The 13,389-nt window shown below is 52.2% G+C and carries 10 protein-coding genes; all 10 read left to right on the top strand.

Going from position 1 to position 13,389, the window contains the following annotated elements:
- The first annotated feature begins 80 nt into the window (after positions 1–80).
- The 10 genes from FHS18_RS07280 (at position 81) to FHS18_RS07325 (ending at position 13,337) form a co-directional block, all read left to right on the top strand.
- On the top strand, positions 81–4,415 hold the full coding sequence (locus FHS18_RS07280) for a PolC-type DNA polymerase III (protein WP_183598469.1): 4,335 nt from the start codon (positions 81–83) through the stop codon (positions 4,413–4,415).
- 390 nt (positions 4,416–4,805) lie between these two features.
- A complete protein-coding gene (rimP, locus tag FHS18_RS07285) occupies positions 4,806–5,267 on the top strand; it encodes a ribosome maturation factor RimP (protein ID WP_183598471.1) in 462 nt (153 codons plus the stop codon).
- A 56-nt stretch (positions 5,268–5,323) separates the two neighbouring features.
- The gene (gene nusA / locus FHS18_RS07290) at positions 5,324–6,421 is read left to right on the top strand and encodes a transcription termination factor NusA (RefSeq protein ID WP_183598473.1); all 1,098 of its coding nucleotides are present in this window, start codon (positions 5,324–5,326) and stop codon (positions 6,419–6,421) included.
- A gap of 44 nt (positions 6,422–6,465) precedes the next feature.
- Positions 6,466–6,777, top strand: coding sequence for an RNase P modulator RnpM (gene rnpM / locus FHS18_RS07295; protein WP_183598475.1), 312 nt, complete (start codon positions 6,466–6,468; stop codon positions 6,775–6,777).
- Complete coding sequence (locus tag FHS18_RS07300; protein ID WP_183598477.1) at positions 6,764–7,093, top strand: L7Ae/L30e/S12e/Gadd45 family ribosomal protein; 330 nt, start codon at positions 6,764–6,766, stop codon at positions 7,091–7,093. Before rnpM ends, FHS18_RS07300 begins: the two co-directional genes overlap by 14 nt.
- Positions 7,086–10,058, top strand: a complete 2,973-nt coding sequence (gene infB / locus FHS18_RS07305) for a translation initiation factor IF-2 (protein ID WP_183598479.1) — start codon at positions 7,086–7,088, stop codon at positions 10,056–10,058. The genes FHS18_RS07300 and infB overlap by 8 nt, the downstream gene beginning before the upstream one ends.
- 7 nt (positions 10,059–10,065) lie before the next feature.
- Complete coding sequence (gene rbfA / locus FHS18_RS07310; protein ID WP_183598481.1) at positions 10,066–10,419, top strand: 30S ribosome-binding factor RbfA; 354 nt, start codon at positions 10,066–10,068, stop codon at positions 10,417–10,419.
- Positions 10,416–11,420, top strand: a complete 1,005-nt coding sequence (locus FHS18_RS07315; RefSeq protein ID WP_246427485.1) for a DHH family phosphoesterase — start codon at positions 10,416–10,418, stop codon at positions 11,418–11,420. Before rbfA ends, FHS18_RS07315 begins: the two co-directional genes overlap by 4 nt.
- Positions 11,420–12,337, top strand: coding sequence for a tRNA pseudouridine(55) synthase TruB (gene truB, locus FHS18_RS07320; RefSeq protein ID WP_183598716.1), 918 nt, complete (start codon positions 11,420–11,422; stop codon positions 12,335–12,337). The genes FHS18_RS07315 and truB overlap by 1 nt, the downstream gene beginning before the upstream one ends.
- A gap of 46 nt (positions 12,338–12,383) precedes the next feature.
- A complete protein-coding gene (locus FHS18_RS07325) occupies positions 12,384–13,337 on the top strand; it encodes a bifunctional riboflavin kinase/FAD synthetase (RefSeq protein WP_183598483.1) in 954 nt (317 codons plus the stop codon).
- Positions 13,338–13,389 lie beyond the last annotated feature (52 nt).

Genomic DNA, 13,389 nt, shown 5'->3' on the forward strand with positions numbered 1-13,389 from the left:
AACTCCCCTACAAGCACACGCGAATTTCGCTACATCATGACCAGCTTGTAGGGGATCTTTATTGATTGGGGAGGAACAAGATGAGCCATACCGGGGAAAAGCGACAGCGCTTTGAACTGCTTATGAAGCAGGCGGAGCTGCCGCAGCAATTGACGGCGGAGCATTTTGGTGACGGATATATTGATAAAGTGATCGTAAGCCGGAGCAACCGGGAATGGACGTTTTGCATACGCAAAGCGTCTTTAATACCTTCTGCGGCTTTTGGCGTTTTTTGCCGATCGGTTCAAGCGAAGTTTTCTCATATCGCTGCCATTACGATCGTATTCCAGTTCGACGAGAACGTGGATACCGATTCGATTGTGCTCGAGTATTGGCCGGCATTCGTAGAATGGGTGCAGCAGAACAATGCATCGGTGAACGGTTGGCTCAGCAAAGGGGTCGTCGAAGTGTCCAATGGCGCAGTCACGCTGTCGCTCATGGATGAGATGAGCCTGGAGCTGGCACGCAAGAAGCGGATCGACGAGATGGCAGTGCAATTTTTCGAACGGCAATTCGATCGTACTTGCAAGGTGAAGTTGGCCGTCGGGAAGAAGAATCAGGAGCATTACGAAGAGTTTGTCCAGAAGCGTCAACAGGAAGAGCGCGAGGTCATCGAGGCGATGATGAACAGCGTTACGATTGAAGCTGAAGCTCCGCCTCTGGATGAAGGCGAAGTGCCGCTTATCGTTGGCTACGATATTCGCGAAGCGCCTGTGCCGATTATGAATATTATCGAGGAAGAGAAGAAGACCACGGTACAAGGCACGATCTTCGGACTGGAAGTGAAGGAACTGCGCAATGGCAGTACGCTGTTCACCTTCAACTTGACCGACTTCAGCGATTCGATTGCGATGAAGATGTTCGCCAAGACCAAGGAAGACGTCAAAGTACTGAGCAATTTGGCGAACGGCAAATGGGTCAAAGCGCGCGGCCGCGTCGAATACGATCGATTCATGATGGAGCCGGAACTCGTCATGATGCCTTCCGATCTTCATGAGGTCGTAGCGCCTTCCGAACCGAAGGATGATGCCAAAGAGAAGCGGGTCGAGTTCCACGTGCACACGACGATGAGCACGATGGATGCGGTCACGCCAGTGGATGCTTACATCAAGCAAGCGGCGAAGTGGGGCCACAAAGCGATCGCGATTTCGGATCATAGCAATATTCAATGTTTCCCGGAAGCAGCCAAGGCGGCGAAGAAGAACGGCATTAAGGTGCTGTTCGGCGTGGAAGCGAATGTCGTCAACGACGCGGTGCCTATGGTGTTTAACTCCAAGGATGTGCCGTTGCAGACCGGCGTTTATGTCGTATTCGACATCGAGACGACGGGGCTTTCCGTCATCAACAACAAGATTATCGAGCTTGCCGGGGTCAAGATGCAAGAGGGCAAGGAGATCGGACGTTTCTCCACCTTTATCGACCCGCATGAAGATATTCCTTACCATATCCAGCAGCTGACGAACATCACGAACGAGATGGTTCAAGGCGCGCCTGAGTTGGAACCGAAGCTTAGAGAATTCATCGAATTTATTGAAGACGCCGTACTGGTTGCCCATAATGCCAAATTCGATATGGGTTTTATCCAAGCGGCATGCAAAGCGCATGGTCTGCCGGAGGTAACGAATCCGGTGCTCGATACGTTGGAACTGGCGCGTTTTCTCCATCCTTCGATGAAGAACCATCGTCTGAACACGCTAGCGGACAAATATAAGATCAGCCTCGAGAACCATCACCGTGCGATCGATGACTCGATTGCGCTTGGCGGCGTGTTGTTCGGCCTCATCGGTGACGCGGCTGCCCGCAATATTACGAATCTGCACATGCTGAATGATTATGTAGGCCTTGATATTTCGAATACGCGGCCTTTCCACTGCGGGATCTACGCTCTTAATGCGGTAGGCAAGAAGAACTTATTCAAACTTATTTCTTTATCGCATACCGACTATTTCAAGCGCGTTGCCTGCATGCCGAGAAGCAAGTTATCCGAGATGCGCGAAGGTCTTCTCATTATATCAGGCTGTGAGAAGGGCGAATTTTTCGAGTCTGTTCTGAACAAGTCGGTTGAAGAAGCGGAAGAGGTTGCCCGTTATTACGATGTGCTCGAGATTCAGCCGGTGGGCTTCTACATGCACTTAGTGGACAAAGGCCTGGTTGGCAGCCGTGCGGAGATCGAACAGGCGTTGCGTCGGGTGTGCGAGATCGGCGATAAGCTGGGCAAACCCGTCATTGCAACCGGGAATGTCCATTACTTAAGGCCGCGTGAGAAAATGTTCCGCGATATTACGATTCACGGCATTACCGGCTTCAGTCCGCTTAAGGATCAGAACAAGCCGGACGCGCACTTCCGCACGACGAAGGAGATGCTCCAGGAATTTGCGTTCCTTGGCGAATCTCGTGCCCATGAGGTTGTTATTAAGAACACGAATGAGCTTGCTGACCGTTTCGAGCCATATGATATGTTCCCGTCTACAGGCGGTCCAACGGATAACGGCCTGTTCTCGCCGATCTTCGAAGGCGCGGACGAAGAAATTCGCAATACTTGCTATGATACGGCCAAACAACTATATGGAGAGCCTTTGCCTGAGGTCGTGGTTGCCCGTCTGGAGAAAGAGCTCATACCGATCATCAAATACGGTTTCTCCGCGAACTATCTCATTTCGGAAAAACTCGTGAAGAAGTCCAATAAAGATGGCTATCTGGTCGGCTCCCGGGGTTCCGTAGGTTCCTCCGTCGTAGCGACATTCCTAGGCATATCGGAGGTTAATCCGCTTCCGGCTCACTACCAATGTCAGAATGAAGCGTGCAAATATAGCGAGTGGTTCCTCGATGGCAGCTACCCGTCCGGATTCGATTTGCCGAATAAGGATTGCCCGAACTGCGGCAGGCCGCTTAAGGGCGAAGGACAAGATATTCCGTTCGAGACCTTCTTGGGCTTCAAGGGCGATAAGGTTCCCGATATCGACTTGAACTTCTCGGGCGAATATCAGCCGCACGCCCATAACTTTACGAAGCAAATTTTCGGCGAGAAGAACGTATTCCGTGCCGGGACGATCGGTACTGTCGCAGAGAAGACCGCATACGGATTCGCCAAGAAATACGAGGAGCATACCGGGAAGAAATGGCGCGGCGCGGAACTTAATCGTCTCGCGTCAGGCTGTACGGGCGTAAAGCGCAGTACGGGTCAGCATCCAGGCGGCATCGTCGTTGTCCCTGATTATATTGAAGTCGAAGATATTACTCCGGTGCAATATCCGGCGGATGATACGAACGCGGAGTGGAAGACGACGCACTTCGATTATCACGCCTTCGACGCGAACTTGCTCAAACTCGATATACTCGGCCACGATGATCCGACCATGATGCGGATGCTGCAAGATCTGACAGGCGTGGACCCGACAACCATTCCGATGAACGATCCGAAGGTTATGAGCCTGTTCAGCTCGACGGATTCGCTTGGAGTCCAACCGAATCAGATCCGCAGCAGCGTCGCCACCTATGGCGTACCCGAGATGGGGACGAAATTCGTGCGCCAGATGCTTGAGGAAACGAAGCCGTCGAGCTTCGCGGACTTGCTGCAGATCTCAGGACTGTCCCACGGGACGGGCGTATGGCTCGGCAATGCGCAGGAATTAATTAAGAATCGGACTTGCACGATCAAGACCGTAATCGGCTGCCGTGACGATATCATGTTGTTCCTGATTTACAAGGCGGGCATGGATGCGTCGCTGGCCTTCAAGATTACGGAGAGCGTACGTAAAGGTAAAGGTTTGACGCCGGAATGGATCGAAGAGATGAAGCGATGCAAGGTGCCGCAATGGTACATCGATTCCTGTCTGAAGATCGAGTACATGTTCCCGAAAGCGCATGCCGCGGCATACGTTATTTCTGCCGTTCGTACCGCTTACTTCAAACTGTACTATCCGATCGAATATTACGCGACGTATTTCTCTGTGCGTGCGGACGACTTTGATCTCGATCTGCTGTGCCAAGGTTATGACGCGATTAACAAGCGGCTGACCGAGATTGAGGCCAAAGGGTTTAACGCGTTGCCTAAAGAGAAGAACAGCATATCCTTGCTGGAGATGGCATTGGAGATGACCGCGCGCGGCTTCACCTTCAAACCGATCGATCTGTACCGCTCGGACGCGACGCGCTTTATCGTGGACGGCACGTCGTTAATCCCGCCGTTCGGCGCCATTGGCGGCATCGGCGAGAATGCGGCGCGCAACATCGCGGCTTCCCGCGAGCAGGGCGAATTCCTTTCGATCGAGGATTTCCAACAGAAATCGAAAGCGTCCAAAACGATCGTGGAAGTGTTGACGGGCATGGGGTGTTTCCGCGGTTTGCCGGAATCCAACCAGCTTTCGTTGTTCTAGCCTTATGGCCAAACCCTGTTGTCACATTTTCAGGGTTATGGTATACTCTTTTTGGTAATGCTGATGATACGAACTTTTGCGTAAAGAGTGGGGAAACCCACTCTTTACGTTTTGTCTACAGCTATTTTAGATGAAGGCAAGGAAGGAATTCGTCGAGCATTGGCCTTTGCCTGGCGTATCATGCAAGCATCGCATGGCATGCGGCATGGGCTTATCGATCTTTTACGGCAGGAACACAATCGATGTAAGACAAGGCGCCTGCCCGCGAATTTCGCGGGTGCGATTGTATATAGGCCGTTCTTTCCGGTCTTACCGGGAGCGAGCGGAAGTTGTGGAGACTGTTCACGTAAAACCTTACATAGGGAAGAGCAGCAGTAGGGAGGCGCAAGGTTGAGCACATCTAAAATTAAATCCGCCGTTGAAGAAATGGTCACGCCGTTTCTAAGCGACAATGGCTTCGAACTCGTTGACGTGGAGTATGTAAAGGAAGGCAGTAACTTTTTCCTGCGTGTATTTGTTGACAAGGAAGGCGGCATCGATATCGATGAATGCGGCCGGATCAGCGAGTATTTGAGCGACAAACTGGACGAGAACGATCCGGTCACGGATGCCTATTTCCTTGAAGTATCCTCGCCTGGCGCAGAACGCCCGCTCAAGAAGCCGGAAGACGTCAAGAAAGCGGTTGGCAAACAGGTGTTCATCACAACGTATGAGCCGATCGACGGAAGCAAGGAATTCGAAGGCAAGCTGGTGGATTTCACGGGCGAAGAGCTCGTCGTTGAAGCCGGCAAGAAGAAACACACACTTCCTTATGCAAAAGTAGCGAGCGCTCGTTTGGCAATTGTGTTCTAAACAGCACGCTCACGTTACGCCTATGGAACGATTTTGAAAGGGGGAACTCATTTCCAATGAGCATGGAGTTTATTGAAGCGCTGTCGGAAATCGAAAGAGAAAAAGGCATTGCTAAGGATATTCTGATTGAAGCTATCGAGGCGGCTTTGATCTCGAGCTACAAACGAAATTTCAATACCGCCCAGAATGTACGGGTAGACATTAACCGTCACTCGGGTGTCATTAAAGTGTATGCGCGTAAAACGGTGGTCGATGAGGTTCTCGATCCGAGACTGGAAATTTCGGTCGAAGCGGCCCGTGCCATTAACCCGCACTACACGCTTGATGATATCGCCGAGATCGAGGTTACGCCGCGTGACTTCGGCCGGATCGCGGCTCAAACTGCGAAACAGGTGGTGACGCAGCGTATTCGCGAGGCGGAACGTGGACTGATCTACAACGCTTATATCGATAAAGAAGAAGATATCGTCAACGGTATCGTTCAACGTCAGGACGTACGCAATTTGTTCGTCGATCTCGGCAAGGTAGAGGCAGTGCTGCCGCTGACCGAACTGATGCCGACTGACAAGTTCAAGCACGGCGATCGTGTCAAATCGTTCATCACGAAAGTGGAGAACACAACAAAGGGGCCGCAAATCTTCCTCTCCCGTACGCATCCAGGCTTGCTCAAGCGCCTGTTTGAGTTGGAAGTTCCAGAGATTTATGACGGCGTCGTTGAGATTCGTTCCGTCGCGCGTGAAGCGGGCTTCCGCTCCAAAATTGCCGTGCATTCCCGTAATGCCGAAGTAGATCCTGTCGGATCCTGCGTAGGACAAAAGGGAATGCGGGTACAAACGATTGTTACGGAATTGAAGGGCGAGAAAATCGACATCGTGCGCTGGTCCGAGAATGTGGAAGAGTACGTAGCGAATGCACTTAGCCCGTCCAAAGTATTGGAAGTCATCGTCTACGAGCAGGAAAAAATGGCTCGTGTTATCGTTCCGGACTATCAGCTTTCCCTTGCGATCGGTATTAAAGGCCAGAACGCCCGTCTTGCTGCCAAGCTGACAGGCTGGAAGATCGATATTAAGAGCGAGACGCAAGCAGAGCAAGAATTCGGCCGTCCGAAATCGGCGATGAGCACCATGCATCAGGATTCCGTCTCCATCGACTAAGCGGCGGCTCGAACGCCAACCTTTTCGATCAGGAGGGATGTACGGTGAGACCTAGAAAAATACCGCTGCGCAAATGCGTGGCTTGCCAGCAGATGATGCCGAAGAAAGAGTTGATTCGGGTAGTTCGTACGCCTGATGAGGCTGTACTTATCGATCTTACCGGCAAAAAAGCGGGCAGAGGCGCTTATTTGTGCGGCAAAGTGGCTTGTTTCAAGCTGGCGAAAAAATCAAAGTCCCTTGACCGCGCGCTGAAGCAAACGGTTGATACTGAGATTTATGACCAATTGGAGCAAGATTTTATCGCCGTCGAAGATGAATTTATCGCTGGCAAAGATCGGGTGGATGACGATGAATAAAGCATTGTCCATGCTGGGAATGGCCATGCGGGCAGGCAAGCTGGTGACCGGAGACGAGACCGTCTTGAAGAATATTCGTCAAGGCAAGGCAAAACTCGTAATCGTAGCTGGCGACGCTTCGGAGAATACCAAGAAGAAGTATCGTGATAAATGCGCCTCTTATGGGGTGAAACATATCGAGGCATTGGACCGCCTTTCGCTGGGCCATGCAATTGGTAAAGCGGAAAGGGTGTTAATAGCCGTAACGGACGCGGGTTTTTCGTCAAGCATCGAACGAAGTTTAATCCAATCTTCGGAGGTGGAGAATATTGACTAAACAGCCAGACAGCAAGGATAAAGACAAAGATAAATTGCGTGTCTACGAGTATGCCAAATCGCTTAATATGAGCAGTAAAGAGATTATTACGATTCTGAAACGTCTCGATCTGCCGGTGAATAATCATATGAGCGTAATGGAAAACGAAATGGTGAATAAAGTCGAAGGCTTCTTCCGAAATATTAAACAGAATGCGGCGGTCAGACGAGCGCAAGAGGGTGCTTCCATTGCTTCGGCAGCAAAACCTACTCAGCAGGACAATAAACCGTCGCAGCAGAATCGTACGATTCAACAGTCCAGCCAAGAGCGTCCGCAAGAACAAGCTAATCTTAAGCAAGAATCGAATGCAGTCACGGCGCAATCCGAGGCTCATGCAGATTCAAATAACGAACGACAGGGGAATACGTCCATTAAAACGAACTCACACACCAACACAAATCAGGGCGGACAAAGCCGTCCGCAAGGTCAAAGCAGTCGTCCGCAAGGTCAAGGCGGACAAGGAGGCCAAGGTGGAAACCGCGGCACAGGATATCAAGGTTCACGTCCGCAAGGTCAAGGCGGCGGACAGGGTGGCCAAGGCGGTTACCGCGGTAACGGTCAAGGCGGACAAGGTGGCCAAGGTGGTCAAGGACGTCCGCAAGGTCAAGGCGGACAGGGAGGCCAAGGCGGCCAAGGTGGAAACCGCGGCACAGGCGGTTATCAAGGTTCGCGTCCGCAAGGCCAAGGCGGCGGTACAGGATATCAAGGTTCCCGTCCACAAGGCCAAGGCGGCGGCACAGGGTACCAAGGTTCCCGTCCGCAAGGTCAAGGCGGCGGCACAGGATACCAAGGTTCCCGTCCGCAAGGTCAAGGCGGCGGCACAGGATACCAAGGTTCCCGTCCGCAAGGCCAAGGCGGACAGGGAGGCCAAGGCGGAAGTCGTCCGGCTGGCCCGCGGAGCAACGATCAATCCAGTAACCGCAGCTCGCAAGGACGCAGCTTCGAATCGCGTCCAGCACCGGCACCTACTGATTTCGGCGGCCGTACAGGCGGCGGTCAAGGCAGCACTGGCCGCAATAACCGCAGCAAGACGAAGCCGGGCGGCAACAACCAGAACGGCGGTCGTAACTTTGATGATTCGCGCACTGGCAACTTCAGAGGCAATAACCGCGGAGGCAAGAATAACCGCGGCAGAGGCGGTCAGCAGGTTGAACGCAAAGAGAAGATCGATAACACACCGAAGAAAATTATCGTTCGCGGCGAAATGACGGTTGGCGATTTGGCGAAGCTGCTCCATAAGGATGCTTCCGAAGTCATCAAGAAGCTCATTTTCCTTGGCGTTATGGCGACGATCAACCAAGAGGTCGATATCGAAACGGTGCAGTTGATCGCCGGCGAATATGGCGTTGAGGTCGAAGTCAAGATCCCGGTCGAGGAAGATGCATTCGAGACGTTCGAAGAGAAAGACGAAGAAGATACGCTCGAAACACGCCCGCCGGTCGTTACGATCATGGGTCACGTTGACCATGGTAAAACAACCCTGCTTGACGCAATCCGCAAAACATCGGTAACAAGCGGCGAAGCTGGCGGCATCACGCAGCATATCGGTGCTTATCAAGCCGAGATTAACAATAAGAAAATCACGTTCCTCGATACTCCGGGCCACGAAGCGTTCACACTGATGCGTGCTCGCGGTGCGCAGGTGACGGACATTACGATTATCGTAGTTGCTGCCGACGACGGCGTTATGCCGCAGACGGTTGAGGCCATCAACCATGCGAAAGCAGCTGGCGTTCCGATTATCGTTGCGGTGAACAAGATCGATAAGCCGGAAGCAAATGCGGATAAAATCAAGCAAGAACTGACCGAGTATGAACTGGTACCGGAAGAGTGGGGCGGAGACACCATCTTCGTCAACGTTTCGGCGAAACAGCGCATTGGTCTTGAAGATCTGCTTGAGATGATTCTGCTCGTTGCCGAAGTGAACGACTACAAAGCGAACCCGAATAAACGTGCTCGCGGTACGGTTATCGAGGCGGAGCTTGATAAAGGTAAAGGTCCTGTTGCACGTGTTCTCGTACAGCATGGTACCCTCAAGATCGGCGACGCCTTCGTTGCAGGCAACTGCTTCGGCCGCGTGCGCGCCATGGTTAACGATAAAGGCCGCCGTCTCAAAGAAGCGGGCCCAAGTACGCCGGTCGAGATTACGGGTCTTACGGAAGTGCCGCTTGCTGGCGATCCGTTCCTCGCATTCGAAGACGAGCGTAAGGCTCGCGCTATCGCTGAACGCCGCGCGATCAAACAACGTCAATCGGAGCTTGGCGCGAATTCCCGCGTAACGCTTGACGATCTGTATAAACATATCAAAGAAGGCGAAATTAAAGATCTGTTCGTCATTATCAAATCCGACGTGCAGGGCTCTACAGAGGCGCTCAAAGGCTCTCTGGCCAAAATTGATATTGAAGGCGTCCGTGTCAAAATCATCCATAGCGGTGTAGGTGCGATTACAGAGTCGGATATCAACTTGGCTTCCGCTTCCAATGCAATCGTAATCGGCTTTAACGTTCGCCCAGAGCCGCAAGCCCTTGCGACAGCGGAGCAAGAGAAAGTCGATATTCGCCTCCACAATATCATCTATAACGTAATCGATGAGATTGAACATGCGATGAAAGGCATGTTGGATCCGGTATTCAAGGAAGTTGTTATCGGTCAAGCAGAAGTGCGGAATATCTTCAAAGTAAGCAAAGTAGGTACGATCGCGGGTTGTATGGTTACTTCGGGTAAAGTCTCCCGCAGCGCCAAAGCACGTCTCATCCGTGGCGGAATCGTCGTATTCGAAGGCGAAATCGAAACGCTCAAACGCTTCAAAGACGATGCCAAAGAAGTAGCTCAAGGCTACGAGTGCGGCATTACGCTTGATCGTTACAACGACCTGAAAGAAGGAGACGTCATCGAAGCCTACGTTATGGAAAAGGTAGAGAGGTGATAAGCCTATGGCGAAAATACGCGTAGGACGTGTCGGAGAACAGATCAAGAAAGAGATTAGTACAATTATCCAGACGGAGCTGAAAGATCCCCGAATCGGTTTTATTACCGTGACGGGGGTTGACGTGACTGGCGACTTGTCGCAAGCGCGCATCTTCTTAAGTGTTCTTGGCAGCGAGGAACAAAAGGAAGAGACGCTTAAGGCGCTAGCCCGCAGCACTGGCTTTATCCGTTCGGAGCTTGGCAAGCGGATTCGTTTCCGTCATACGCCGGAGCTGCTGTTCAAGTTCGACAGCAGCATCGAGTATGGCAGCAAGATCGAGACCTTGCTTGGACAATTGAATGGAGGAAACGGACAATGACGGCGCATATGCCGTCATTTCCTGCATACGCGCAAACCTTGGATGAGGCGCTTGCTTTCATCCGCGAAGGCGATCATTTCCTGGTCGTAGCCCATGTACAGCCCGATGGAGACGCCATAAGCTCGACATTGGTTGTCTCCTGGCTGCTTGGACAGCTGGGCAAAACCTTCGTCATGGTTAACGAAAGCGCGGTTCCGCTGCGACTGGGCTTTTTGGATGGGGCAGCAGAAATTCGTCTTAACAGCGACCTGACAGAGGAAAGGCCTTTTGACCGTATCATTGCGGTGGATTGTGCGGATTTCCGGCGTATTGGCGTTGTTGCAGACCGATTTGCACCTGATGCAAAACTGCTTAACGTAGACCATCATCCGACGAATGATGGCTTCGGAACAACGAATCTTATTCGGCCGGACGCAGCTGCAACGGTCGAAATTCTATATGATTTAATCGTACATGCAGGATTAACGCTTGATTTGCCTGCAGCTACGGCCGTGTATACCGGATTGCTTACCGATACGGGAGGCTTCCGATATTCGAATACGACCCCGCATGTGATGCAGACTGCTGCTTCCTTGCTGGAACTTGGCGTGGCCGGGCATCGTCTTGCCGAGCATTTGCTCGAAAAGATGACGAAGGCGCAACTTCTGCTGCTGCAGAAGGGACTAGCCAATCTGGCCTTCTCTTCCGATAATCGCATCGCCTGGATTCAGGTCGACATAGCCGATCTGCAGGCAACAGGTGCCTCTAGCGAGGATCTGGAGGGTCTTGTCAACTACGCACGTAACGTGGAAGGTGTCGACGTTGGTATTCTCTTCAAAGAGACGACAGATGGTTGCGTGAAGGTCAGCCTTCGTTCCTCTGGGGCGGCGGATGTTTCCGCAATTGCGCGATCCTTTGGCGGCGGCGGACATGTTCGCGCGGCAGGTTGCCGTTTCGAAGCAGGCATGGCGACCGTTGTAGATCAGGTCGTTCAAGCGGTTAGCGAGGCGTTGAAGGCATGATGGATGGTATTTTGGCGGTATGGAAGCCAGCCGGATGGACCTCGCACGATGTCGTGGCTAAGGTTCGGCGTATACTGAAGATTAAGCGGATCGGTCATACCGGGACGCTCGATCCTCAAGTAACCGGCGTGTTGCCGCTTTGTATCGGAAGAGCGACGCGCGTTGTGGAATATGTGCAAGAACGCCCGAAATCTTATGAGGCCGTGCTTCAACTTGGCATCGCAACGGATACAGAGGATATGACGGGGACGATTCTGGAGGATCAACCCGGCATATCGGTCTCCGAAGCGGATATACATAAGGCAATGGCGGCTTTTGTCGGAGAGATCGATCAAGTGCCACCAATGTTCTCCGCCGTAAGGGTCGATGGCAAACGATTATACGAGCTTGCGCGTGATGGGCAGGTTGTGGAGCGAAAGTCGCGGCGGGTCACGATTCACGACCTGAAGCTGATATCGTCCGATTTGAATCAGCCTTATCCGACACTCCGGTTTTCCGTCGTATGCTCCAAGGGAACGTATATCCGGACGTTGTGCGTAGACATTGGCAAAGCGCTTGGCGTTCCTGCTTCGATGAAGGAACTCATACGGACGATGTCCGGCGGGTTGACGCAAGAAGATTGCTTGACGCTCGAACAGATCGAGGAGCTGCAGCGCAATGGTGAGTTGGAAGAGAGGCTGATTCCTGCGGATGAGCCGCTCGATTATATGCCTTCAGGCGAAGTTGGCGAGATTACAGCCAAGAATGCCTTGCAAGGCAAACGAATTCTCTTCCGCTACATTAAGTCGGCGCAGCCGCCTGAGGAGATCGACGCGTTAATGCGCCTTTATGCGGAGGACGGGACGTTTCTGGGCTTGTTCGAGCCGGAACGTGAGACGGGCACGATGAAGCCGGTCAAAGTGTTTACGCCGCTATAGGCCTGGTAACTAATTAGGTAAAGACCATAAAGCAGGTGTTTAAGCTGTGGAAATCGTTACTTTGCATTACCCATTGCAATTAACAGATGAACAACACATATCGAGGCCAAAGACGATTGCAATCGGTCATTTCGACGGTGTTCATTTAGGCCATAAGAATGTCATCCGGCGGGCGGTTGAATCTGCGCGTGTAGAAGGACTGCAATCAGCAGTGATGACCTTCCATCCGCATCCGAAGGAAGTGCTCGGCCAAGGCGATCAATACGTGACTTGCCTAACGCCGCTTGCGGACAAGATCGATCGTTTCCGTCAGTTAGGCGTTGATGTGGTCTATATCGTACAATTCGATCTGACATTTGCCGCAGTCACGCCGGAAGCATTCGTAACGAATATTTTGACGCCGCTTCATGTGCGCCGCGCGGTCGTTGGATTTGATTTTTCGTTCGGTGCAAGAGGGGCAGGGACGACGGAGACGCTTCGTGTTCTATGCGAGCCTAACGATATAGCCGTAGATATAATCGACCCGTTCCTGCAGGATGGCGCGAAGGTGAGCAGCACGCGGATTAGGGAATGTCTGTCTGCCGGAGAAGTGAAGCAATCGGCCCAACTGATGGGCACGGCTTATGCGGTGACAGGAACAGTGATGCATGGTGAGGGCAGGGGGCGAACGATCGGATTCCCGACCGCGAATGTCGAGCTGTCCGCTCCGTATGTTGTGCCGCGTTTAGGTGTGTATGCTATTTTCGTTCAAGTGGATGGCCAGCGTTACTCCGGCGTATTGAATATCGGTAAGAAACCGACCTTCCATGATGACTTGCCTAAGCCGGTGTTTGAAGCGCATTTGTTTGACTTTGCAGGTGACTTGTATGGGAAGCAGATGGACATTCATTTCATCGATTTCCTTCGTGCAGAACAGAAATTCAGTTCGATCGATCAGCTGATCGCGCAGATCCATTCGGATGCACAGCAGGCACGGACCATTTTATCGGCAATAATCTAGCGGATGACATTTACTTTTCCTTATAGACTGTGGTATACTCTTAAACGTTGCG

The organism is Paenibacillus phyllosphaerae (assembly GCF_014192105.1).
GTDB classification, from domain to species: domain Bacteria; phylum Bacillota; class Bacilli; order Paenibacillales; family Paenibacillaceae; genus Paenibacillus_Z; species Paenibacillus_Z phyllosphaerae.

Bases quoted from the DNA above. Each gene is read 5' to 3' on its own strand.
- truB (WP_183598716.1), top strand. From the start codon at position 11,420: ATGGATGGTATTTTGGCGGTATGGAAGCCAGCCGGATGGACCTCGCAC.
- rbfA (WP_183598481.1), top strand. From the start codon at position 10,066: ATGGCGAAAATACGCGTAGGACGTGTCGGAGAACAGATCAAGAAAGAG.
- FHS18_RS07280 (WP_183598469.1), top strand. From the start codon at position 81: ATGAGCCATACCGGGGAAAAGCGACAGCGCTTTGAACTGCTTATGAAG.
- FHS18_RS07300 (WP_183598477.1), top strand. From the start codon at position 6,764: ATGACGATGAATAAAGCATTGTCCATGCTGGGAATGGCCATGCGGGCA.
- nusA (WP_183598473.1), top strand. From the start codon at position 5,324: ATGAGCATGGAGTTTATTGAAGCGCTGTCGGAAATCGAAAGAGAAAAA.
- FHS18_RS07315 (WP_246427485.1), top strand. From the start codon at position 10,416: ATGACGGCGCATATGCCGTCATTTCCTGCATACGCGCAAACCTTGGAT.